This is a genomic window from Streptomyces sp. 4N509B (assembly GCF_052245655.1).
Classification (GTDB): Bacteria; Actinomycetota; Actinomycetes; order Streptomycetales; family Streptomycetaceae; genus Streptomyces.
Map to the genome: position 1 here is coordinate 55,524 of NZ_JBQQBZ010000011.1, position 24,221 is coordinate 79,744.

16 protein-coding genes are annotated in these 24,221 nt (G+C 75.4%); 10 read left to right on the top strand and 6 right to left on the bottom strand.

The features are described from left to right. Window positions 1–73 precede the first annotated feature (73 nt). Window positions 74–2,197, top strand: coding sequence for a 3-hydroxyacyl-CoA dehydrogenase NAD-binding domain-containing protein (locus ACTWP5_RS13330; protein ID WP_443221110.1), 2,124 nt, complete (start codon window positions 74–76; stop codon window positions 2,195–2,197). A 686-nt stretch (window positions 2,198–2,883) separates the two neighbouring features. On the opposite strand, the gene ACTWP5_RS13335 is transcribed toward ACTWP5_RS13330, so the two are convergent. Both ACTWP5_RS13335 and ACTWP5_RS13340 read right to left on the bottom strand, forming a co-directional pair. Continuing rightward, entirely contained in the window at window positions 2,884–3,357 is a 474-nt protein-coding gene (locus ACTWP5_RS13335; protein WP_443221111.1) for an ATP-binding protein, read from the bottom strand. A 240-nt stretch (window positions 3,358–3,597) separates the two neighbouring features. Beyond that, entirely contained in the window at window positions 3,598–4,224 is a 627-nt protein-coding gene (locus ACTWP5_RS13340; RefSeq protein ID WP_443221112.1) for a TetR/AcrR family transcriptional regulator, read from the bottom strand. Between the two features lie 134 nt (window positions 4,225–4,358). Here ACTWP5_RS13340 and ACTWP5_RS13345 point away from each other — a divergent pair, with 134 nt between their 5' ends. The 3 genes from ACTWP5_RS13345 to ACTWP5_RS13355 all read left to right on the top strand — a co-directional run bounded on the left by ACTWP5_RS13345 (window position 4,359) and on the right by ACTWP5_RS13355 (window position 12,389). Beyond that, the gene (locus ACTWP5_RS13345) at window positions 4,359–7,904 is read left to right on the top strand and encodes a hypothetical protein (RefSeq protein WP_443221113.1); all 3,546 of its coding nucleotides are present in this window, start codon (window positions 4,359–4,361) and stop codon (window positions 7,902–7,904) included. 173 nt (window positions 7,905–8,077) lie between these two features. Then, window positions 8,078–10,492 (top strand): Tex family protein, encoded by a 2,415-nt coding sequence (locus tag ACTWP5_RS13350; protein ID WP_443221187.1) that lies wholly within the window; start codon window positions 8,078–8,080, stop codon window positions 10,490–10,492. A 283-nt stretch (window positions 10,493–10,775) separates the two neighbouring features. Beyond that, a complete protein-coding gene (locus tag ACTWP5_RS13355; RefSeq protein ID WP_443221114.1) occupies window positions 10,776–12,389 on the top strand; it encodes an ABC-F family ATP-binding cassette domain-containing protein in 1,614 nt (537 codons plus the stop codon). 58 nt (window positions 12,390–12,447) lie between these two features. Here ACTWP5_RS13355 and ACTWP5_RS13360 read toward each other — a convergent pair whose 3' ends face one another. Then, entirely contained in the window at window positions 12,448–14,217 is a 1,770-nt protein-coding gene (locus ACTWP5_RS13360; protein WP_443221115.1) for an ABC transporter ATP-binding protein, read from the bottom strand. Window positions 14,218–14,687: 470 nt separating this feature from the next. On the opposite strand from ACTWP5_RS13360, the gene ACTWP5_RS13365 reads away from it, so the two are divergent. After that, complete coding sequence (locus tag ACTWP5_RS13365) at window positions 14,688–15,200, top strand: ATP-binding protein (protein WP_443221116.1); 513 nt, start codon at window positions 14,688–14,690, stop codon at window positions 15,198–15,200. Window positions 15,201–15,231: 31 nt separating this feature from the next. On the opposite strand, the gene idi is transcribed toward ACTWP5_RS13365, so the two are convergent. From idi to galE, 3 genes are all read right to left on the bottom strand, one after another. Continuing rightward, a complete protein-coding gene (idi, locus tag ACTWP5_RS13370) occupies window positions 15,232–15,804 on the bottom strand; it encodes an isopentenyl-diphosphate Delta-isomerase (RefSeq protein ID WP_443221117.1) in 573 nt (190 codons plus the stop codon). 595 nt (window positions 15,805–16,399) lie between these two features. Further along, on the bottom strand, window positions 16,400–17,344 hold the full coding sequence (locus ACTWP5_RS13375) for a cation diffusion facilitator family transporter (RefSeq protein WP_443221118.1): 945 nt from the start codon (window positions 17,342–17,344) through the stop codon (window positions 16,400–16,402). A gap of 235 nt (window positions 17,345–17,579) precedes the next feature. After that, window positions 17,580–18,575 (bottom strand): UDP-glucose 4-epimerase GalE, encoded by a 996-nt coding sequence (gene galE / locus ACTWP5_RS13380; RefSeq protein ID WP_443221119.1) that lies wholly within the window; start codon window positions 18,573–18,575, stop codon window positions 17,580–17,582. A gap of 206 nt (window positions 18,576–18,781) precedes the next feature. On the opposite strand from galE, the gene ACTWP5_RS13385 reads away from it, so the two are divergent. The 5 genes from ACTWP5_RS13385 to ACTWP5_RS13405 are packed head-to-tail and all read left to right on the top strand — an operon-like array spanning window position 18,782 to window position 24,200. Further along, window positions 18,782–20,710 carry a DUF5941 domain-containing protein gene (locus ACTWP5_RS13385; protein WP_443221188.1) on the top strand — a complete coding sequence of 643 codons (1,929 nt, stop codon included), beginning with the start codon at window positions 18,782–18,784 and terminating at the stop codon, window positions 20,708–20,710. Beyond that, window positions 20,707–21,462 (top strand): phosphocholine cytidylyltransferase family protein, encoded by a 756-nt coding sequence (locus ACTWP5_RS13390; RefSeq protein WP_443221120.1) that lies wholly within the window; start codon window positions 20,707–20,709, stop codon window positions 21,460–21,462. The genes ACTWP5_RS13385 and ACTWP5_RS13390 overlap by 4 nt, the downstream gene beginning before the upstream one ends. Next, entirely contained in the window at window positions 21,450–22,511 is a 1,062-nt protein-coding gene (locus tag ACTWP5_RS13395; protein ID WP_443221121.1) for an iron-containing alcohol dehydrogenase family protein, read from the top strand. Before ACTWP5_RS13390 ends, ACTWP5_RS13395 begins: the two co-directional genes overlap by 13 nt. Then, window positions 22,489–23,307 carry a CDP-alcohol phosphatidyltransferase family protein gene (locus tag ACTWP5_RS13400; protein WP_443221122.1) on the top strand — a complete coding sequence of 273 codons (819 nt, stop codon included), beginning with the start codon at window positions 22,489–22,491 and terminating at the stop codon, window positions 23,305–23,307. The genes ACTWP5_RS13395 and ACTWP5_RS13400 overlap by 23 nt, the downstream gene beginning before the upstream one ends. Then, window positions 23,304–24,200 carry a glycosyltransferase family 2 protein gene (locus ACTWP5_RS13405; protein WP_443221123.1) on the top strand — a complete coding sequence of 299 codons (897 nt, stop codon included), beginning with the start codon at window positions 23,304–23,306 and terminating at the stop codon, window positions 24,198–24,200. Before ACTWP5_RS13400 ends, ACTWP5_RS13405 begins: the two co-directional genes overlap by 4 nt. Window positions 24,201–24,221: the final 21 nt, after the last annotated feature.

The window sequence follows — 24,221 nt, forward strand, 5'->3', positions numbered from 1 at the left end:
CGCCACCCCCGCGCCGCCAGCCAGCCGTCCACCCGTCCACCGTTCCACCCCAGCCGTCCTTCGGAGACCACGCATGCCTCACGACGCCGACCCGTTCCCGACGCTCACCCTCACCCTGCCCCCCGACGACCCGGACGGGGTGGCGGCGGAGCTGGAGGCCGTGGCCGACCGGCTCGAACGCGAGGCCGCCGCGGCGGGGGAGGAACCGTTCGGCGCGGTCCTCGAACTGCCGAACGCCGACTTCTTCTCCGGCGCCGGCCTCGCGGCACTCGTCGGCGAGGAGCCCCCGACGGCCCAGCGCGTCCTCGACACCGGACTGCGCGTCAAGCGGGCGCTGCGCCGCATCGAGACCCTCGGGCGGCCCGTCGTCGCCGCGCTGACCGGCTCCGCGCTCGGCGGCGGCTACGAGATCGCGCTCGCCTGCCACCACCGCGTCGCCCTCGACGCCCCCGGCGCCCGCATCGGCCTGCCCGAGGTGACCCTCGGCCTCACCCCCGCGGGCGGCGGCGTCCTGCGCACCGTGCGGCTCCTCGGCGTCACCGAGGCCCTCCAGAAGGTGCTGCTGGAGGGGCGGCGCCACACCCCGGCCCGCGCGCTGGCCGCCGGCCTGGTCGACGAGCTCGCCACCGACCGCGAGGACCTGCTGCGCCGCGCCCACGCCTACCTGGCGGCCCACCCCGAGGCCCGGCAGCCCTGGGACACCCCCGGCTACCGCATGCCGGGCGGCGCCCCGGGCCACCCCGCCATGGCGGCCACGCTCCCCGCGCTCCCCGCGCTGCTGCGCAAGCGCACCGGCGGCGCCCCCTACCCCGCGCCGCGCGACATCCTGGCGGCGGCCGTCGAGGGCGCCCAGGTCGACGTCGCCACCGCCGAGCTGATCGAGGCCAGGTACGCCGCCTCCACCGCGACGGGGCAGACCGCGCGGGACATGGTCCGCGCCGTCCGCTTCGACCTGGCCGCCGTCAACGCCGGCCGCAGCCGCCCCGCGGGCGTCCCCCGGCGCCCCGCCGCCCGGGTCGCCGTGCTCGGCGCCGGCATGATGGGCGCGGGCATCGCGCTGGCCTGCGCCCGCGCCGGCCTGGAGGTGGTGCTGAAGGACGTCACGCTGGAGGCGGCACGCCGCGGCAGGGAGCGTGTGGCCCCGGCGGGGGACGCGGTCGTGGAACGGATCACCCCGACCGACCGGGTCGAGGACCTCGCCGGCTGCGACGTCGTCATCGAGGCCGTCTTCGAGGACCCGGGCCTGAAGCAGAAGGTCTTCCAGGAGGTCGGCCAGGTCGTCGCCCCCGACGCGCTGCTGTGCACCAACACCTCGACGCTGCCCGTCAGCCGCCTCGCCGACGGCGTGGCCCGCCCCGAGGACTTCCTCGGCCTGCACTTCTTCTCCCCGGTGGACCGCATGCCGCTGGTGGAGATCGTCCGGGGCGAACGCACCGGCGACGAGGCGCTGGCGCGCGCCTTCGACCTCGTCCGGCACCTGCGGAAGACCCCGATCGTCGTCAACGACGCCCGCGGCTTCTTCACCTCCCAGGTCATCGGCCGCCGCATGCACGAGGCGGCGGCGCTCCTCGGGGAGGGCGTGCCCGCCGCCTCCGTGGAGCAGGCCGCGCGCCGGGCCGGGTATCCGACCGGGGTGCTCGTGCTGCTGGACGAGGTGACCCTCACGCTGGTCCGCCGCATCCGCGACGAGAGCCGGGACGCCGCCGAGGCCGCCGGCACCGGCTGGGAGGCCCACCCGGGCGAGGCGGTCATCGACCGGATGGTCGAGGTCTGCGAGCGGCCGGGCCGCGCGGCCGGGGCCGGCTTCTACGACTACGCGGACGGCCGGCGCACCGGCCTGTGGCCGGGGCTGGTGGAGCACTTCGGCGGCTCCGCCGGCGCGGCCGGGCCCGAGGTGCCGTTGACGGACCTGAGCGAGCGGCTGCTGTTCAGCGAGGCCCTGGCGGCGTCCGCGCTGTTCGAGGCGGGCGTCGTGACCTCCGTCGAGGACGCCAACGTCGGCTCGCTGCTCGGCCTCGGCTTCCCCGCGTGGACCGGCGGCGTGCTGCGCTACGTCGACGGGTACCGGGGCGGCGTGGCCGGCTTCGTCGCCCGCGCCCGCGAGCTCGCGGACCGGTACGGCGACCGCTTCGCGCCTCCCGCGGCCCTCGTCGCCAGGGCGGAGCGCGGCGAGCCGTTCAGCCCCACCGCGGGCTGAGGCCCCACCCCGCTCGCCGGACCCACCGAACCCGTCGAGTCCGCCGGCCCACCCGGGCCTACGCCGGGTGGGCCCGCGGCCACGACGGAGGGCGGGTGGCCTCGCCGCGTCGCCCCGCCGGCGACGTACGAGGCCACGACGCCCGAACCGGTGACGTGGCGGCTCCGCCCGGAGGCGGGGAGGTTGGGCCACGGCGGTGGCGGTCTCCTCCGGGTGCTGCCCGAGACCGGCGGCCTGCTCCGGGTCGGGGACGAGAAGGAACGGGAGGGCCAGCGTCTGCGCCAGCGCGACGGTGAACGCCCGGGCGCGTCCCCCGCCCGGGCCCCGGACGGAGGAGCCGACCGCCCACGGCGTCGCCGCCGCGGTCCTGGCCGGCACCGTCCGCACCAGCAGCCACCCGGTCCGGCGCCCCGGCCGTCAGCGGCTCCGGCGTGGGGCCCGCGACACCCTCGCCGCCGCCTGGCGCGCCAGCGCTGACCTGCCCTGGACGCCGATCCGGGACCCCGGCCCGCCACGTCATCACCCTGGCGTTCTCGGCTATCGCCCTGGGCCGCGAGCGGTGTCGGCCGCGACGAGCTTCAGAGGACGGCCGCCGCCCGGGCGGGACCCGCCCGGTCACGCGGCACCGCGTCAGCGGCTCCCGCTCGTTTCCCGTTCCCCTGCTTCCCGGGGGGCTCCCCGAGGGCTCACCAGCCCTCCGGCGCGGTGCTGACGCGCACCCACACGCGCTTGCCGTCGTCCGTGGGCGCGAAGCCGAGACCGTCGGCCATCTCGCGCAGGAGCCACAGGCCGCGGCCCTCCTCGGCCGTCCAGTCGGGCAGCGTGATCGTCGGGAGGGTGCTGGAGCGGTCGTGGACGCAGACCTCGACCGCCTGGTCGACGAGCGTCAGCTCCAGCGTGCAGCGCGGATCGGCGACGTGACGGGCCACGTTCGACAGCAGCTCGGTCACGCCGTGGAGCACCACCTCGGCCACGTGCGGCGGTTGACCCCACTCCCGCATCGCCGCGGACGCCAGCCGTCGGAAACGGGCCAGGTCCTCCCGGCGTGCCGTCAGCGACCAGTGGCGTGAGAGTCGGTGCGAGTCGGTGTCCCGGCCGGTGAGCGTCACGGTCCCTCCGGAGTATCCACGGTGCGTCAGGGCTTGAATGCGCTGAGTCATGTCCCGCACCCTGCCGCTAACTCCGGGCAGTCCGCAAGGAATTCAGCAGTACCCCCGCCGTTCATATCACTCGATGGGGTGGCGGAGGTGACACTACGACAGCTGGGGCCCACCTGTACGGCAGACTACGGGCCGCGTATGCCCGCGTCCCGGTGCGGGCGGCGTCGTGTCCCCGCCACCGACAGCGCGCCCGACGTTCCCGCGCCAGCGCCCGTTTCCACACCCGTGCCTGCGCCCGTTCTAACGCCATCGGCCCTGCACCGCCGAGGGCATGAGGCCGAGGTGGCTGTCGGCCGTCGTCTGAAGGGCCTGCGGGCTGCCGTCGCAGCGCTCCTCCCAGGCCAGCGTCGCCACCAGCCACGCCGCGTGGAACGCGCCCGCCAGCAGCGACGGCCGCGGGTCCTCCGGCTCCGTGCCCTCCCGCGCGCGCAGCACCGCCGCGACCTCGCGCTGCTGTTGCGTGCCCACCCGCAGCGCCGCCGCCAGCACGTCGGGCTCCGCGCACATCACCCGCAGCGCCGCCAGGTACCGCTCCAGCGTCCCGCCGCACGCCATCGTGTGCAGCAGCCCGCGGCCCGCCTCTCGCAGCGCGCGCAGCGGCTCCTCACCCGGGGGGCGTCGCTCCAACTCCGCGAGGTACAGCGCGTTCGCCTCCCGCAGGGGGCGCAGCACCAGCTCCTCCTTGCTGGCGAAGTACCGGAAGAACGTCCGCTCCGACACCTCGGCGCCGTGCGCGATGTCCCCGACGGTGGTCCCGTCGTACCCCCGGGCGACGAACAACTCCAGCCCACAGCGGAGCAGGTCCTGTTCCGTGCGCAGCTTCCTACGCTCTCGCAGCCCCTCAGGCGTCCTCGCGTGCGGTCGCATGGGGGCATCGTACGGCTGGGTCGGCCAAGTGACCCCCGGCCTGCGGCCAGGACGGGGGCGCCGTTCGCCGGGGCCGCCACGGTAGCGCCATCCCGCTGACGGCTCCCGCCCGGGGCAGACGGCACAATCCCCGCATGACCATCGCCAGCGCCGACCGGCTCCTTCGCGACCTGGACGCCCTGCCGTACCCGCGCCGCATGCACGAGGTGGCCCTGGCCGCCCGCGCCGCCGCCGGCCGCGGCGACCTGCCCGACCTGCTGGAAGGGCTGGAACGCCACGGGACCCACGGCAGGCGGCTGGCCGCCGCGGCGGCCGTCGCGGGGCTCGACAAGGGGTACCTCGCCAGCCGCCTCACCGACCCCGACCCCGTCGTGCGCCGCCGCGCCCAACGCGCCGCGCACCGCGCCGGCGTCGGCGACTACGCCCTCCAGGTCGCGCTGGAGGACGCGCCCGCCGTCGTGCGGCGGGAGATCCTCGCGACCATCGTCGAGGGCCGCCGCACCGCGCTGGCCGAGCAGCTGATCGACCCTCACCGCGCCCTGTGGGGCGACCGTGAGGCGGCGGCGCTGCTGCCCGCCTGCGGAGCCGAACGCGTCGCGCGAGACCTGCCCGAGCTCTTCGCCGCCCTGAGCAGCTGGCACGCGATGACGCGCCACCACCCGGACGCCCTGCTGGAGGAGGCGGAGCGGCAGCTCGACGGCCTCCCGCCGGCGTTGCGCCACGGCTGGTGGGCGAGGCACGCCGCCGGCATGGCGCGGGCCGTCGCCGTCCGCCCCGGCCGCGTGCTGGACCTGCTGGAGCGCTACCACACCGGCGCGCTGCCCACGCCGCTGTGGCAGCGGCTCAGCCGCCTGGCCGCCGCGCGACCGGAGGGCCCGGCCCGCGTGGTGCGGCTCCTGCTGGCCCCCGATCGTGCCGGCCAGCACCACCGCGTGGGCCTGCCCCGGAACCTCCTGCGCCGCCTGGTCCGTCACCACCTGCCCGACCTCACCCAGCTCGCCGAACTGGCCCGCGCGTGGGCCGGCGATCCGGAACTCCTGGCCGAACTCCTGCGGGCCCTCCCGCCCTCCCGCCGCGCCGAACTCCACGACGCCGCCCGGCAGGACGCCGCCCGGCAGGACGGCGCCCGCGACGACGGCGCGCGACACGACTCCACCCGGCCGGACGCTGAGGGCCCCGATCCCACGGCGGCCCGGCCCGCCGCCGGGGACCCCTGGGCCGACGACCGGGTCCTCGAACTGCTGCCCCACGCCCGGCGGCACGCCGAGGCGAGGCGGCTGGCCCGTCACGCCCGCGAGCGCCAGCTCCCACCCCGCGCCGAGCTCGCCGCCCTCGCCCACCTGCCACCCCCCGAGGCCCGACCGGCGCTGCTCGCCGCCCTCGCCCACCCGGAGGCGGACGAACGCGCCGCGGCCTGGCGGCTGTTGATCCTCAACGCCGCCAGGTCCGCCGACCCCGCCGCCGTCGGTGCCGTCCTCGCCGACGCCGAACGGCTCCGCAACGAGCAGGACCCCGTCCGCTCGGCCGCGCTCGACGCCCTGGCGGCCGTCCACCCGCGCCTGTTCACCGACGCGTCCGTCGACCACCTCGACCACGTCGTCGCCGAGGCCATCGCGGCCCGCGACTCCTCCGCCCGAACCCGACACCTCCTCGGCCAACTCGCCGGGGCCGTGCTGCGCGAACACGCCGTCACCGCCCAGCGCGACCTCGTCGGCTGGTCGCTGCGGACCATCGTCCGCCTCTCGGGACACACCGGCGGCGCCGACCTCGGGCGGCTGGACCGCACGCTCAGAAGCGGCCAGGAGCACCAGGTCTTCACCGCCCTGCTGCCCTGGCTGGAGGCGGGCGCCGAGAAGGTCGACCACGGCCTGACGTTCGCCCTGGCCCGCGCGGTCGGCCGCCGCGCCGCCGGCATGCCCGAGCTCCAGGAACTGCTGCGCCAGGCCATCCTCTTCGGCAACGACGCCACGGTGCGCACCGCCGTCGAGCTGTGGCTGGCCGACCCCGCCACCCGCGACGAGCGGGTCGCCGAGATCCTCGTCAGCGACCCGTCCGCCGCCGTCCTGGGGCCGGTGCTGCGCGTGCTGACCACGCGCCGCACCGACCTGCTCGACGTCGCCCTCGACTCGACGCCGCCCTACGGTCGTTTCCTGAAGGAGCCGGCCCGCTGGCTGCCGCCGCTCGGGCGCGCCGTCCACCGGTGGCTGCCGCGCCAGCAGCGCGCCGCGGCACGGCGGTACGCGCGCGAGGCGGCCGACGCCTCCGCTCCCACGCGCCAGCGGGCGGCGGCGATCGCGGCCCTCGCCGACGTGCCCGAGGTGGGGGTGGAGGAGATCCGCCGGTGGGTCGGCTCGCCCGACACCGCGCTCGCCGAGGCCGCGCTCGCCGCCCTGGCCAGGACCGAACGGCCCGGCGAGGCGCTGCCGGAGCTGCTGGCCCACGCCGGCGACGAGCGGGCCCGCGTCGCGCTGTACGCCGCCGGCCGGGCCGCGCGGCAGGTGCCGCCCGGCGAGCTCGCCGAGCGGCTGCGCGACCTGCTGCTGCCGGCGGCCGGCCGCCCGGCCAAGGTCACCAGCCGCAAGGAGGCCGCGCGGCTGGCCGCGCGCCTGCTGCCCGCGCCGCGTGCCGCCGCCCTCCTCGCCGAGGTCTACGACCGGCCCGGGGAGCACCGGGACGTGCGGGCGGCGTGCGTCGCCGCCGCCACCCGGCTGCTGGGTCAGGAGCAGGCGTGGCGGATCCTCGACGACGCCGCCCGCCCCGCCGGTCCCGCCGGCGCCGACGCCGTCGACCACGGCGACGGAGCCGGCGACCCGGACCGTTCCGCACTCCACCGCGCCGTGCTGCGCGTCGTGCCGTTCGACCTGCCCGAACACCACCGCGCCCGGTACGCCAGGCTCGTCACCGGCCTGTCCGCCACCCGCGACAGGGAGCTGGCCGCGGCCGTCCACGGCGCGCTGCGCGACTGGGGCCCGTGGGCCCCGGAGGCCACGCGCGTGCTCGCCTGGGCCGTCGCCGACACGAGCACGCGCGGCACGTGGCGCTCCGCCGCTCACGCCCTGGCCCACCTCGCCCTGACCGCCCCGGGACCGCGCTCGGGCCTGCTCTCCCTGCTCGACCACCTGGCCGCCGCCGACGGACACGACGACACCCCGGACGCCGAGGTCGACGCCGACCGCCCCTCCCGCGCCCGGGTCCGCCTGCTGGCCCGGCAGCTGGCCGCCTCGGCCGACCGCCGGCCCGCCGAGGCCCGCACGCTCGCGGCCGAGGCCGGCGAGGTCCTCGCCCGCCACCCGACCTTCGTCCCCGACGCCGCCCAACTGCTGCTCGCCGCCGTCGACCTCGACGCCGAACCCGTCTTCCTCCAACCCGCGCTCGCCCGGCTGGCCATCCTCCACCACGGCCGCCCGGCGCTGGCCGCCGCCACCGCGCGGGCCCTCAGACGCCGGCTGGCCGCGTCGCCCGCCACACCTGCGGACCCGGGCACGCTGCTGGCCGTCGCACGGGAACTGGCGGCCGAGGGCGCGGCGGCCACCGGACAGTTCGCGGTCGAGCTGGTGCGGGCGGGCGGTGGCCGGAGCGGCTGGTCACCGGCCTGGCGCGAGCTGGTGCGCGTGCTGCGCCGCCACCCGGTGCCCGATGTTCGGGACGCGGCGCTGGTGGTGTCCACGGCGCGTGCCTGACAGCCGGGTTGTCGGTGGCGCCTGCCAGAATGCACACGCGGCGCACGGGGCGCCGAGGAAGCGGAGCGTTGATCGTGGCAGTGTCCGAGCCTGAGTCCGTCCCCCAGTCCGTCCCGCCGGTCGGCGCGCAGGCCGGCGCGCGGCCCGCCGCCGGCAGGTCCGTCGAGGCCAGGATCGCCGAGGAGCTGAACGTACGGGAGGGGCAGGTGACGGCGGCGGTCTCGCTGCTGGACGGCGGGGCCACCGTGCCGTTCGTCGCCCGGTACCGCAAGGAGGCCACCGGCGCCCTGGACGACACCCAGCTGCGCACGATCGAGGAGCGGCTGCGGTATCTGCGGGAGCTGGAGGAGCGGCGCGAGGCGATCCTGGAGTCGGTGCGCTCCCAGGGGAAGCTGGACGACGCCCTGGAGGCGAGGATCCGCGGCGCCGAGACCAAGGCCCGGCTGGAGGACATCTACCTCCCGTACAAGCCCAAGCGCCGCACCAAGGCCCAGATCGCCCGCGAGGCGGGCCTGGAGCCCCTGGCCGACGGGCTGCTGGGCGACCCCACGGTGGCGCCGGCCGCGGCCGCCGCCGCGTTCGTCGACGCCGAGCGTGGCGTCCCCGACGCGGAGGCCGCGCTGGCCGGCGCCCGCGCCATCCTCACCGAGCGGTTCGCCGAGGACGCGGACCTGCTGGGCGAGCTGCGCGAGCGGATGTGGTCCAGCGGCCGGCTGGTGGCGAGGGTGCGGGAGGGCAGGGAGGAGGCCGGCGCGAAGTTCTCCGACTACTTCGACGTGGCCGAGCCCTTCGCCCAGCTGCCCTCGCACCGGGTGCTGGCGATGTTCCGCGGCGAGAAGGAGGAGATCCTCGACCTCGCGCTGGAGCCGGAGGAGCCCGGTGAGGAGCCCGCCGACGCCGGCCCGAGCTGGTACGAGCGGGCCATCGCCCGCCGCTTCGGTGTTCGGGACGAGGGCCGCCCCGCCGACGCCTGGCTCGCCGAGACCGTGCGCTGGGCTTGGCGCACCCGGATCCTGGTCCACCTCGGGATCGACCTGCGCACCCGGCTGCGGACGGCCGCGGAGGACGACGCCGTCGGCGTCTTCGCGGCGAACCTCCGTGACCTGCTGCTGGCCGCCCCCGCCGGCACCCGGCCCACCATGGGCCTGGACCCGGGCCTGCGGACCGGCGTCAAGGTCGCGGTGGTCGACGCCACCGGCAAGGTCGCCGCCACCGACACGATCTACCCGCACGCACCCCAGCGGCGCTGGGACGAGGCGCTGGCCCGGCTCGCCGTCCTCGCCCGCGAGCACGCGGTGGAGCTGGTGGCGATCGGGAACGGCACCGCGTCCCGCGAGACCGACAAGCTCGCCGGGGAGCTGATCGCCCGCCACCCCGAGCTGAAGCTGAGCCGGATGGTCGTCTCCGAGGCCGGCGCCTCGGTGTACTCCGCCTCCGCCTACGCCGCGCAGGAGCTGCCCGAGCTCGACGTGTCGCTGCGCGGCGCGGTCTCCATCGCCCGGCGCCTACAGGACCCGTTGGCCGAGCTCGTCAAGATCGACCCCCGGTCGATCGGCGTCGGGCAGTACCAGCACGACCTGTCGGAGGTGAAGCTCTCCCGCTCGCTCGACGCCGTTGTCGAGGACTGCGTGAACGGCGTGGGCGTCGACGTGAACACCGCGTCGGTGCCGCTGCTGGCGCGGGTGTCGGGCATCGGCACCACGCTGGCGGAGCACATCGTCTCCCACCGGGACAGCAACGGCCCGTTCCGGGACCGTGGCGCGCTGCGGCAGGTGCCGCGGCTGGGTCCGAAGGCGTTCGAGCAGTGCGCCGGCTTCCTGCGGATCCGCGGCGGCGACGACCCGCTGGACGGCTCGGCCGTCCATCCCGAGGCGTATCCCGTGGTGCGGCGCATCGCGGCGGCCTCCGGCAGCGAGATCCCCTCGCTGATCGGGAACGCGCGGCTGCTGCGGTCCCTCACGCCCGGGGACTTCGTGGACGACACCTTCGGCCTGCCGACGGTCACCGACATCCTCGGGGAGCTGGAGAAGCCGGGGCGCGACCCGCGCCCGGCGTTCCGCACGGCCCGGTTCAAGGAGGGCGTCGAGAAGATCGGCGACCTGACGCCCGGCATGATCCTGGAGGGCGTCGTCTCCAACGTGGCGGCCTTCGGGGCCTTCGTGGACGTCGGCGTCCACCAGGACGGCCTCGTGCACGTCTCGGCGATGTCGAGGCGGTTCGTCTCCGACCCGCGCGAGATCGTCAAGCCGGGGGACATCGTGACGGTGAAGGTCCTGGGCGTGGACGTGCCCCGGAAGCGGATCTCGTTGACGCTGCGGCTGGAGGACGAGGAGCAGGACTCCGGCGCCCGCCAGGACCGCGGCCGTCAGGAGCGGGGCGGTCAGGGCCGGGGCGGTCAGGGCCGCGGCCGTCAGGAGCGGGGTGGCCAGGACCGGGGCCGTCAGGAGCGCGACGGCCGGGGCGGGGGCGCGCCCCGTCAGCGGGACCGCCGCGGCGGCGATCGCCGTGAGGCGCCGCCGGCCAACAGCGCCATGGCCGACGCCCTGCGCCGCGCGGGCCTCCTCGGCCCCGAGCGCGGCAGGCGCTGAGCGTCCCCATCGCCCCCGTCCGCCCCGGCCGGGCCCCGCTGAATTGCGGTTGCCCCCGGCCGGGGCGTCGTCCTACCCTCGGTGGCGGCCCTGTCGTCGTCGGAGGGAGTGGGCCGTTGCGCATCTGAGGTCGTAGACACCGCGAGCCTGTCGGCGGTACGCCTGGCGTACCCCCGCGTCGCGAGCGACCTCGGTATCCGACGTCCCCCCGCCGCCCGCCGTTTCCGGGCCCGGTGTCTCCACGCGTTCTTCCCCCGCTGGACACCGACTCCCGGAGGCCACCATGGCACCCTCCACCACGCACATCACCGTCAGCGGCCTGCGCTTCGCCTGGCCCGACGGCACCTCCGTCTTCGACGGCCTCGACCTCGCCGTCGGCCCCGGCCGCACGGGCCTCATCGGGCTCAACGGCACCGGCAAGTCCACCCTGCTGCGGCTGATCGCCGGCGAGCTGCGGCCCGGCGCCGGCGCCGTGCGGGTGGCGGGCGAGCTCGGGTACCTGCCGCAGAACCTCACGCTCGACACCACCCGCCGCGTCGACGAGGTGCTGGGCATCGCCCGCACCCGCGCCGCGCTCCACGCCATCGAGGCGGGGGACGTGGCCGAGGAGCACTTCGCCGAGGTCGGCGACGACTGGGACATCGAGGAGCGCACCCGCGCCACCCTCGACCAGCTGGGCCTGACCCACGTCGGACTCGACCGCACCGTCGGCCAGGTCTCGGGCGGCGAGACCGTGCTGCTGCGGCTGGCCGCCCTGCTGCTGCGCCGTCCCGAGGTGCTGCTGCTGGACGAGCCCACCAACAACCTCGACCTCGACGCCCGGCGGCGGCTGTACGCGGCCGTGGACGCCTGGAGCGGCGTCCTCGTCGTCGTCAGCCACGACCGGCAGCTGCTGGAGCGCGTCGACCAGGTCGCCGACCTGCGGGAGGGCGGGGTGCGGTGGTTCGGCGGCCCGCTCTCCGCCTACGAGGAGGCCCTGGCCGTCGAGCAGGAGGCGGCGGAGCGCGTGGTGCGCTCCGCCGAGGCCGACGTCCGCCGGCAGAAGCGGGACCTGATCGAGGCCCACGACAAGCTGGCCACCCGGGCGCGGCAGGGCAGAAAGGCGTTCGAGACCAAGCGTGAGCCGAAGATCGTGATGGGAAACAGGAAGCGCGCGGCGCAGGAGTCTGCGGGCAAGCACCGCCTGATGCACGAGGAGCGGCTGGCCGAGGCCCGGCAGCGGCTGGAGAAGGCCGAGGAGGCGGTCCGGGACGACGACGAGATCCGCGTCGACCTGCCGCACACCGCGGTGCCGCCGCGGCGCCGGGTGCTGAGCCTGCGCGAGGTCCGCCTGCGCTACGGCGGCACCGCGGACCTGGAGGTGGTCGGGCCGGAGCGGATCGCCCTCCTGGGGCGCAACGGCGCGGGCAAGACCACGCTGCTGACCACGGTCGCGGGGCGGCTCGCGGCCGAGGCAGGCGAGGTGAGCGCCCACGTGCCGATGCGCTACCTGCCGCAGCGTCTGGACGTCCTCGACCCGGCGCGCAGCATCGCCGACAACGTCCGGGCGCTGGCGCCGAGCGCGAACCCGCAGCACGTCCGCGCGCAGCTCGCGCGGTTCCTGTTCAGGAAGGAACGGCCCGACCAACTGGTGGGCACCCTCTCCGGCGGGGAACGCTTCCGCGCCAGCCTCGCGGCGCTGATGTTGGCCGAGCCCGCCCCGCAGCTGCTCATGCTGGACGAGCCGACCAACAGCCTCGACCTGGCCAGCGTGCGCCAGCTCACCTCGGCGCTGGAGTCCTACCGCGGCGCGCTGCTGGTCGCCAGCCACGACCTGCCGTTCCTGCACGGCATCGGGATCACGCGGTGGCTGCGGCTGGACGGGGAGCTGACGGAGACCGAGCCGCCGCCGGCGTGACCGGCCGGCGCCCGCACCCGAGACCGAAAGGAACGGGCGGGAGGGGACGAGGAGCAGGTCAGGACATCTGCGTGGCCTGGAGGCGCGCGTAGAGGCCGCCCGCGCGCAGGAGTTCGGCGTGGGTGCCGATCTCCCGGATACGGCCCTGCTCCATCACGACGATGCGGTCCGCACCGCGCACGGTGGACAGCCGGTGGGCGACCACGAACACGGTGCGGCCCCGCATCAGCCGGTCCATCGCCTCCTGCACCAGCGCCTCGGAGCGGGTGTCGAGGGCGGAGGTCGCCTCGTCGAGGACGAGGATGCGCGGGTCGCGGACGAGGGCCCTGGCGATGGCGATGCGCTGGCGCTGCCCGCCGGAGAGCCGGGCGCCGCGCTGGCCGACGACGGTGTCGAGGCCGTCGGGGAGGCGTTCGACGAACTCCAGCGCGTTGGCGTCGCGCAGCGCCTCGCGGATGCTCGGATCGTCCGGCTCGGCCATGCCGTAGCCGACGTTCTCCCGGATGCTGCCCTCGAAGAGCACCGACTCCTGCGGCACCACCGACAGGAACCGGCGGTAGGTGCGCAGGTCGAGGGTGGCCATGTCGGTGCCGTCGAGGAGGATGCGGCCCGAGGGGGGCCTGATGAAGCCGATCAGGAGGTTCAGGATGGTGGACTTGCCCGCGCCCGAGGCGCCGACCAGGGCGATGGTCTCGCCGGGCGGCACGTGGAGGGTGAAGTCGGTGACCGCGTCCGGGCCGTCCTCCCCGCCGTAGCGGAAGGTGACGTGCTCGAAGTCGATGCGCCCCTTGACGGCGGTGACCTCCGCCTTGCCGGCGTTGACCTCCAGGTCGGGGTCCTGGAGCACCTCGCCGGCGGAGCGGACGGACTCCAGCCCCTTGCTGATGATGGGGGTCAGCGCCATCAGCGTCGTCATGGAGGCGGTGAGGGTGGCGAAGAACGTGCTGAGCATGACGACGTCGCCGGGGCTGATGGGCAGCCAGGCGTGGTAGGAGATCAGGGCCGCACCGGCCAGGAAGCCGATGCCGAGAGCCTGGAGCATGATCCAGGCGATGGCGTTGAAGTGGCCGTTGAGCAGGTCCAGCCGTATGCCGGCGGCGAGCACCTGCCGCAGCGAGCCGTCGACGCGGGCCACGGCGGTGCGCTCCAGCGCGTGGGCGCGGGTGACGGGGATGAGGCTCGTCATCTCGCCGACGCGGGCGGAGAGCTGCTCGACCTGGCGGCGGAACTGCTCGTTGCGGCTGCGAAGGCGGTTGCGCAGGCGGTGGACGAGGAGGGCCGCCGCGGGGACCACGACGACGAAGACCGGCAGCGCCTCGGGCACCCGGAACCCGATGACCGCGAGGCCGCCGCCGAGGGTGATGGTGGCGGCCAGGCCGTTGTCGGCTGACTGCTGGACCGACTGCTCGATGTTCTCCACGTCGCGGATCACCTTCGTCTGCAGGGCGCTGGCGCTGACGCGGGAGTGGTAGCCGATGGACAGCTCCTGCATGCGGCGGCAGAGCGCCGAGCGCAGGGCGGTGCCGGTGTGGCGCACGCTGCCGTGCATGCACCGGACGTACAGCAGGTGGGTCGGGTAGTTCAGGAGCAGGACGATCATCAGGACGAGGATGTTGACGCCGAGCTCCGACAGCGGGCGCCGTTCGACGACGATGTCGATGATGTTCGCCGTGACGAGCGGCAGCAGCCAGACGGGGCTGTGTTTGACGATGAACGCCAGCACGGCGACGCCGATCAGCAGGCGATGGGCCCGGAAGAGGTAGGCGATGGTCCGCACCGGGTGTTCTCCCTGGTAGCGGTGGTCCAGGGGGCCTTGCGGCAGAGCCATGGCAGCAGCAACTCCAACGTCCGGGGACTTCACGTCGGGATGACCTTGCCCCCGGGCGGCCGACTCTGCACCTTTTCATCTAGTTAGGGCCAATTCATATACATGGTGATAGTAAGCCGGCGTGACAGGCGATACGCCGGAAAGAGACTGAGTCGCTGCTGCCGAACCGTCAGATTTGTTAACGTGCGTATCTTCGCGGCGCGTGAGAGGGGCCGTCCGGCGCTCGCGCCACCCCGTTCCTCGGCGCCCCTTCGCAACGACGCGCCGGCCAGTCGGGTGACACGGGGACGGGGTCACGGCGGGGAACGTCGGCGCTGACCGATCACATGAGCGCGGCAGTCGGTCAACGGCGGACAACTTCTGCCAGCTATGCGGCGAGTTGCGGTCAGCGCGTCACATCGCCCTGGCACATGCCAAGACTCGGGAGGTGCCACGCGACACCGGACACGTCAGAGAGACCCGAGCCAGCCATGACGGACACCCGAACCACCGCCGCCACGCCCGCCGCCACACCCTCCCCCCTCGCGCTCCCCACTCCGTCGCCCACCGCCCCGGGGGCGCCCACCGGCACCTGGCGCCTCACCGTCGTCCCCCTCGACCTCGCCGTCCCCAGGACCCGGCACGCCGTGCGCGAGCTGCTGCGCCGGCAGCGGGCCCCGCTCGCCGCCGACCGGCTCCACGAGGCGCTGTTGATCCTGACCGAACTCCTCACCAACGCCGTGCGGCACGCCGCCCTGCTCACGCCCGAGATCGGTGTCGAGATCTCCCTCGACGCCGGCTGGTTGCGCCTGGCGGTGGAGGACGGCCATCCCTACCGACCCGCGGCCCTGGCGGCGGCCCCGGAGGAGCACCAGACCGGCGGGCGCGGCCTGCTCCTGGTCAGGACACTGGCCCTGGCGGCCGGCGGCGACTGCGGCGTCACGCCCACCGCCACCGGCGGGAAGACCGTCTGGGCCGCGCTTCCGCTCGACCCCGACGCCTGAAACTCCGGTGACGGCACCACCGGACGGGACGTCACCAGCCGGCCGCGCCGCCCGTCACCTCGCGGATCACCGGCCGTGCGGCGTCCAGCACGGTGACGAACCAGGCCGAGAACGGCTCCTCGGCCCGCCGCCGCTCCAACTCCTCGGGCGTGACGAACGCGGTCTCGGCGACCTCGGCGGGATCCGGCCGCACGGGAGCGGTCAGCACGCCCGCGAAGAGGTGGTTGTACTCCCGCTCGACCAGGCCGGAGGCCGGGTCAGGGTGGTGGTAGCTGACGGTGCCGGCCTCGCGCAGCAGCGCCGGCGCCACCCCCAGCTCCTCGGCGGTGCGCCGCGCCGCGGCCAGGAACGGCGGCTCGTCGGGGAACGGGTGTCCGCAGCAGGTGTTCGACCACACGCCGGGGGAGTGGTACTTCCCGAGCGCCCGCCGCTGGAGCAGCAGGCGGCCCGCCGGGTCGAGGAGGAAGACCGAGAAGGCCCGGTGCAGCCGCCCCGGGCGCTGGTGGGCCGCGAGCTTCTCCGCGGCACCGATCGTCCTGCCGCCGTCGTCGACCAACTCCACCATGATCGGCTCCGCCGTCACGACCGCCTCGCTCTCCGGCATGGGGCACCCTCTCCTCGTCGACTCGCGCGCCCGACGTCCCTGTGACGACAGACCCTAGCTGCCTGGGGCCACGGCGAGCGACCCCCTCGCCACCCGCCGCGACCACGGCGCGGCCACCGGGGCGCGTCCGAAGCGTCCCGTGACGACCCGGTCACCGCTCCGTCACGCCGGCCGCGACACCCGGATCACGTCTCACGGTCCCACACGACCCCGGCGACTCCCGGACGTCGTCCGGAGGGTGCCCTCGACGGCACGCCACCGCCGCCGCGTCGCGCGACGACGACGAGCACGGACGCGCCGCGACCCCGCGCCTCGCAGCCGCACGCACCGGGCGCGCCGGGCGCCGCACAGGCCGCCCGGGACGTGGAGAGGCGCCCCGGACCAGGCCGTGTCGCCTGGTGCCGTGCTCCCCCCGTCCCCTCCGGGGACCAGGGATCTCCGCACTGACGCGGAGAGGCGTGGCGGAGGGGCGCCCTCGGATCCGCGAAGCGGTGGGGACGTCCCGAGCCGCGCGGCAGCGTGGGCGTGCCCCCAGGGCCGGGGGACAGGCGCGGTGCCACGCGACGCGGGCCCGGCGCGATCCGCCGGACGGCCTTCAGTGGCAGACCCTCGGCTCGTGGGCGGCGTGCCCGTGCGGCTCCAGCTGGAAGGTGCAGTGCGTCACGTCGAAGTGGTCGCCGAGGCAGGACTGGAGGTCGTGCAGCAGGCGCTCGTGCCCGACCGCGTCCAGCGTCTCCTGGTCCACCACCACGTGGGCCGAGAGGACCGGCATCCCCGAGGTGATCGTCCACACGTGCAGGTCGTGCAGGTCCTCCACGCCGGGCAGCGCCAGGATGTGCCGGCGCACCTCGTCGACCCGCACGTCCCGGGGCGCCGCCTCCAACAGCACGTCCAGCGCCTCGCGGGCGAGCCTCACCGTCCTCGGCACGATCAGCAGCGCGATCAGCAGCGAGGCGACGGCGTCGGCCCGCTGCCAGCCGGTCACGATGATCACACCCGCGGCGGTCACCACCGCGAGCGAGCCCACCGCGTCGGCCAGCACCTCCAGGAACGCGCCGCGCACGTTCAGGCTCTCGCGCTGGCCCCGGTGGAGCAGCGCCAGCGACACCCCGTTGAGGGCGAGGCCCAGCAGGCCGAAGAGGATCGTCTGCCCGCCGGGCACCTCCTCGCCGGGGTCGCGCAGCCGGGACACGGCCTCGACCAGGATGTAGCCGCCGACGCCGAGCAGCAGCAGACAGTTCAGCAGGGCCGCCAGGATCTCCATGCGGGCGAAGCCGAAGGTCCTGCGCTCGCTTCCCGGCCTGCTCGCCGCGTGGATCGCCAGCAGCGCCACGGCGATGCCCACGACGTCGGTGGCGACGTGGCCGGCGTCGGCCAGCAGCGCGAGGGACCCGGTGACGGCGGCGCCGATCACCTCGGCGACCAGCAGTGCCACGGCGATGGCGAGCGCGCCGAGCAGCCGCCCGCGGTAGGCCGCGGCCGCGGTCCGGCCGTGTTCGCCGCCCGCCGCTCCGTGGCCATGGCCGTGTCCGGCTCCCATGGGTCACCCGCCTCCCACTTCTCACGCCCCGGCGGCCACCCGTGTCGGGGCCCCGCCTCAAGTCAACTATGCGTCCCGGGTGTCTGACAACGCGGCACTGAACACCGTTGTCACTACGCTGACCTGCGGCTTCGTCGCGAACCTCGACCGGGTTCCCGTCGCGGGAGGCGACGTGCGGGGCCGGCACGGGGGGACCCGTGCGCGGGAGCGTCGGGCGTGGGGTGTGGCGCCCGGCTCAGGGGTGGCGGGCCCGCCACCCCTCCCACGCCGAGGTGACCATGTCCGTCACGTCCCTGCGCGCGGTGAAGCCCAGCAGCGCGCGGGCCCGCTCGGCCGACGCCACCACCCGCGGCGGGTCGCCCGCCCGCCGTCCCGCGACCCTGGGCGTGAGGTCCTCCCGGCCCGTGACCCGCGTGACCAGCGTGGCCAGCTCCCGGACCGACACGCCCCGGCCGGTGCCGACGTTGACCGTGAGCTCCGGCGAGGAGCCCGTCCGGGCCTCCGGGCCGCGCGGCGGCGCGTCGACCCACCGGGCCGCCGCGAGGTGGGCGTCGGCCAGGTCGGCGACGTGCACGTAGTCGCGCACGCAGGTGCCGTCCGGCGTGGGGTAGTCGTCACCGAGGATCACGGGCGGCTCCCCGGCGCTCAGGCGCTCGAAGAACATCGGCACGACGTTGAACGCGCCGACGTCCGCCAGCTCCGGCCGGGCGGTGCCGGCCACGTTGAAGTACCGCAGGCAGGCGGTGGCGACGCCGTGGGCCGCGCCCGCCGCGCGCACCAGCCACTCGCCGGCGAGCTTCGTCTCGCCGTACGGGTTCACGGGCCGGCACGGGGTCTCCTCGGTGACCAGCTCGACGTCCGGAGCGCCGTACACGGCCGCCGAGGAGGAGAAGACGAAGCGCCGCACCCCGGCGTCCGCGACCGCGCCGAGCAGCACCGTCAGGCCGTGGACGTTCTCCTCGTAGTAGAACAGGGGGCGCGAGACCGACTCGGGCACCTGCTTGCGGGCGGCCAGGTGGACGACGCCCGACACGCCGTGCTCGGCCAGCGTGCGGTCCAGCAGCGCGCGGTCACGCACCGAGCCGTGGACCAGCGGCACGCCGGCCGGCAGCCGACTCGCCAGCCCACTGGAGAGGTCGTCCAGCACCACCACGCGGTCACCGGCCTCCGTCATGGCGTGCACGACGTGGGCGCCGACGTATCCCGCACCGCCAGTGATCAGCCAGGTCATGGCCGTAGCCTAACGCTCTGGCGCCACGGCTCCTCGCTGGGTAGGGGAGTGATCGCGTAGGGTCACGGCCGGGGCGTGTCCCCGCCGATGATGAACTCAGGGTGTCCTGAGTCCAACGCCATTCTTTCTGCTCGGTTGTTATCAGATAATCTCGGGCCGTCGGCCAGCGGCGCTGACGTCGAGCCCGTGCCAAGGAGTGAACCCAGCTGTCCACCGCGATCCTCACCGGTCCTCCCGTTCCCGGAGCGCCGCTCGCAGACGACCTGCGCGCACTCGGGTTCGACGTGCGGGTGGTCGACGAGGCTCCGGAGCTGGTCGAGGCGCTCGGCGAGGTCCCGGCCGGACAGCGCGTCGCGGTCGTCGACTCCCGCTTCGTCGGACACCGGCACAGCCTCCGCCTGGGCCTGACCGACCCCCGCTTCCCCGCCGCGGCCATCCCCGGCGCCGTCACCGTCGCGCCGCCCTCGCGCGCGGTGCTGCTGGCCGCCGCCACGGAGTGCGCCCGTGCCGAGGCCACGACCGAGACCGCGACCGAGGCCAGGGCGCGCGAGCCGGACGAGCGCGGCGGCCCAGCCCTGCGCCGGCGGACCGCGTGCCTGCCCGACGAGCTCGCCCACCGCCTCGGCGACGCCGGCACCCCGCTCCACCGCCCCGAGCTCGGCACCCTGGTCGCCACCGTCCCCGCCGACGCCGCCACCCGCGTCCGCGCGGAGGCCGCCCTGGCGGAGGTCGACGAGGAGGCCGTGCGGCTGCGCTCCGCCGTGAAGGCCCGCGACGGCTTCTTCACCACCTACTGCGTCAGCCCCTACTCCCGGTACCTCGCCCGTTTCCTCGCCCGCCGCGGCCTCACCCCCAACCAGGTCACCACCGCCTCCCTGCTGACCGCCCTCGTGGCCGCGGGACTGGCGGCCACCGGCAGCAGGCCCGGCTTCGTCGCCGCGGCCCTGCTGCTGCTCGGCTCCTTCGTCCTGGACTGCGCCGACGGCCAGCTGGCCCGGTACACCCTGCGCTACTCCACCCTCGGCGCCTGGCTCGACGCCACCTTCGACCGCGCCAAGGAGTACGCGTTCTACGCCGGTCTCGCCCTCGGCGCCGCCAACAGCGGGGACGACGTCTGGGTCCTGGCCCTGGCCGCGATGGTCCTGCAGACCGGCCGCCACACGGTCGACTTCGCCTTCACCGAGGGCTACCGGGCCGCCACCCCCGCGGGCGGCGCCACCGGTCCCGCGGCGGGCGGCGTCGCCACGCCCGTCGCCGCGCTGTCGGGCCGGCTGGACCGCATCGCCTGGACCGTCTGGCTGCGCCGCGCCATCGTGCTGCCCATCGGCGAGCGCTGGGCGCTGCTCGCCGTCCTCACCGCGCTGACCACCCCGCGCACCGCCCTGACCGTGCTGCTCGTGGCCGGCGGCCTCGCCGCCTGCTACACCACGGCGGGCCGTCTGCTGCGCTCCCGCCGCGCCACGCGGCTGCCCGAGCCCGCCCCCGCCGCGGTGTACGCCCTGACCGACACCGGCCCGCTCGCCGAGGCCGTGGCCGCCCGCGTGCGGCGTGTTGTCGCCAGGCTCCCCGCCGCCTACGGCGCGCCGCTGCTGGCCGTGGCGGCGGTCACCCTGCTGCCGGGCGTGTTGCTGGCCACGGCGGCCGGCGGCGCGGAGACCGGCTGGTGGGCCCTGGCCCTGGCCGCCGGGTACGCGCTGTGCGCCGGCGCGGCCGTCGCCCGACCGCTGGCGGGGCCCTTCGACTGGCTGCTGCCCCCGCTCTTCCGGCTGGGCGAGTACGGCACCGTTCTGCTCCTGGCTCACCAGGCCCAGGAGAACGCGGGGGTGAACGGTGTCTTGCCGGCGGCTTTCCTTCTGGTAGCGGCTTGTGCCTACCATCACTACGACACGGTGTACCGCCTCAGGGGCGGCGCCGGACCACCCCCACCGTGGCTCGTCCGGGTGACCGGAGGACACGAGGGGCGGGTGCTGGCGGTCACCGCGGCCGCCGCCGCCTGGCCGGAGGGTCAGGGCCTCACCACCGCGCTCGCGGTGCTCGGCGGGGTCCTGGCACTCGTGGTGCTGGGGGAGAGCGTCCGCTTCTGGTTCTCCACCCATGCCCCGGCCGTACACGACGAGACAGGAGTACCCGGATGATCGGCCTCGTGCTGGCCGCCGGCGCCGGACGGCGCCTTCGCCCCTACACCGACACCCTGCCCAAGGCACTGGTGCCGGTCGTCACCGCGGAGGGCGGTGGCGAGGAGAAGACCGTGCTGGACCTGACGCTCGCGAACTTCGCCGAGGTCGGCCTGGCCGAGGCGGCGATCGTCGTCGGGTACCGCAAGGAGGCGGTGTACGAGCGCAGAGAGGCGCTGGAGCGCCGGTACGGGGTCCGCCTGACCCTCGTGGAGAACGACAAGGCCGAGGAGTGGAACAACGCCTACTCCCTGTGGTGCGCCCGCGACGTCCTCACCGAGGGCGTGATCCTCGCCAACGGCGACACCGTCCACCCCGCCTCCGTGGAGAAGACCCTCCTGGCCGAGCGGGCCCCCGGCCGCCACGTTGTCCTCGCCCTCGACACGGTGAAGACCCTCGCGGACGAGGAGATGAAGGTGGTCGCCGACGCCGCCACGGGCGTGCGGCGCATCACCAAGCTGATGGACCCCGCCGAGGCCACGGGCGAGTACATCGGCGTCACCCTGATCGAGCCCGAGGCCGCCGCGGACCTCGCCGACGCGCTGCGCACCACCTTCGAGCGCGACCCCCAGCTCTACTACGAGGACGGGTACCAGGAGCTGGTCGACCGCGGCATCCGCGTCGACACGGTCCCCATCGGTGACGTCAGCTGGGTCGAGATCGACAACCACGACGATCTCGCCCGGGGCAGGGAGATCGCGTGCCGGTACTGACCCGACTGATCCCCTCGCCCGTCTCGGTCGACATCGCCGCGGGAGCCCTGGACAACCTCGCCGGGCTCCTGGCCGACCAGCGGATCTCCTCCTCCGGCCGCCTCGCGGTCGCGATCAGCGGCGGCTCGGGCACGGCGCTCAGGGGGCGGCTGGCCCCCGCCCTGCCGGGCGCCGACTGGTACGAGGTCGACGGCTGCACCCTCGACGCCGCCGTCCAGCTCGCCGACGCCATGCGCGCGAGCCACTACGACGCCGTCGTGGGGCTCGGCGGCGGCAAGATCATCGACGCCGCGAAGTACGCCGCCGCCCGCGTCGGCCTCCCGATGGTCGCCGTCGCCACGAACCTCTCCCACGACGGCATCTGCTCCCCGGTCTCGATCCTCGACAACGACGCGGGCCGTGGCTCCTACGGCGTCCCCACCCCGATCGCCCTCGTCGTCGACCTCGACGTCATCCGCGAGGCTCCCGTGCGGTACGTCCGCTCCGGCATCGGCGACGCGATCTCCAACCTCTCCGCCGTCGCCGACTGGGAGCTCGCCCACCGGGAGACCGGCGAGCAGATCGACGGCCTGGCCGCCGCCATGGCCCGGCAGGCGGGCGAGGCGGTGCTGCGCCACCCGGGTGACTGTGAGGACGACGCCTTCCTCACCGTGCTCGCGGAGGCCCTCGTGCTCTCCGGCATCGCCATGTCGATCGCCGGCCACACCCGGCCCTCCTCCGGCGCCTGCCACGAGATCTCCCACGCCCTGGACCTGCTCTACCCCAGGCGTTCCGCGCTCCACGGCGAGCAGGTCGGCCTCGGCGCCGCCTTCGCCACCCACCTGCGGGGCGAGGGTGAGCGGGCCGCGCTCGTCGCCGAGGTGTTGCGCCGCCACGAGCTGCCCGTGGTGCCCGACGAGATCGGCTTCGGAACGGACGAGTTCGTGGCGGCCGTCGCGTTCGCACCCCAGACCCGACCCGGCCGTTACACGATCCTGGAACACCTCGACCTGACCACCGACGAGATCAGAGACGCGTACGCGGACTATGTCAAAGCCATCAGTAGCTGAACTCCGGCCGGTCGTGCACCCGCCGGGTGTGATGGACCGGCGCAGCGGCGAGCACTGGGCCGGCCGCCTCTACATGCGCGCGCTCTCGGTGCGCTGGACGCGGCACCTGGTGACCACCCGCGTCACCCCCAACCAGCTCACCTACCTGATGGTGCTCGCCGGCGTCGTCGCCGGCGCGGCCCTGCTGCTGCCCGGCGTGACGGGCGCGCTGGCCGCCGTCCTGCTGATCCAGCTCTACCTGCTGCTGGACTGCGTGGACGGCGAGGTGGCCCGTTGGCGGGGCCAGACCTCGATCACCGGCGTCTACCTCGACCGCGTGGGCCACTACCTCGCCGAGGCGGCCCTCCTGGTCGGCCTCGGGCTGCGCGCCGCCGACCTCGCGGCGGGTTCGGGCGAGGGCAGTGACGCGGGGCCCGCCTGGCAGTGGGCCTTCCTCGGCGCGGTGGCGGCGCTGGGAGCGATACTGATCAAGGCCGAGACCGACCTCGTGGACGTCGCCCGCACCCGCTCCGGGCTGCCCGCCGCCCCCGAGACCTCGGCCGCCCCCCGTTCGGCCCGGCTGGCACTCGCCCGCCGGGCCGCCGCCGCGCTGCGCTTCCACCGGCTGATCGGCGCGGTGGAGGCGTCGCTGCTGATCCTGCTGGCCGCGCTCCTCGACGCCGTGGCCGGCTCGGGCGACGGCGGGGTGGGGGAGCTGTTCTTCACCCGCCTCGCCGTGGCGGTCCTCGCCGCCATCGCCCTCCTCCAGGTCGTGCTCCACCTGGTGTCCATCCTCTCCTCCAGCAGGCTGCGGTGATCGCGGTGGGTACGGCGCAGCTCAGAATCGGCGCGGTGGTCCTGACCAGGGGCGACCGCCCCGAGGAGCTGCGCACGCTGCTGGACTCCGTGGCGCGGCAGGACGGCGAGCCCGTCGACGTCGTCGTGGTCGGCAACGGCTCGGGTCTGCCGGAGCTGCCCGTGGGCGTGCGCAGCGTCGAACTGCCGGAGAACCTCGGCATCCCCGGCGGGCGGAACGTCGGCATCGAGGCGTTCGGTCCCGGCGGCTGCGACGTCGACGTGCTGCTCTTCCTCGACGACGACGGCGTGCTGCCCGACCACGGCACGGCCGAGGCGGTCCGCGCCGCGTTCGACGCCGACCCGCAGCTGGGGATCATCAGCTTCCGCATCGCCGACCCGGTCAGCGGCGACACCCAGCGGCGCCACGTGCCGCGGCTGCGGGCCTCCGACCCGCTGCGCTCCTCGGAGGTGACGACCTTCCTCGGCGGCGCCACGGCGGTGCGCACCCAGGTCTTCCAGCAGGTCGGCGGGCTGCCCGAGCACTTCTTCTACGCGCACGAGGAGACCGACCTCGCCTGGCGCGCCCTCGACGCCGGCTGGCGCATCGCCTACCGCGCCGACCTCGTGCTGCACCACCCGGCGACGCTGCCCTCGCGCCACCCGCTCTACCACCGGATGACGGCGCGGAACCGGGTCTGGCTGGCCCGGCGCAACCTGCCGCTGCCGCTCGTCCCGGTCTACCTCGCGGTCTGGCTGATGATCACTCTCGCCCGGCGGCCGTCCCGGGAGGGCCTGAAGGCCTGGCTGGGCGGCTTCACGGAGGGCTGGCGCACCCCCTGTGGTCCGCGCCACCCCATGCGGTGGCGCACGGTGTGGCGGCTGACCCGTCTGGGCCGACCTCCCATCGTCTGACCGATGCGGGTCTGAGAGTAT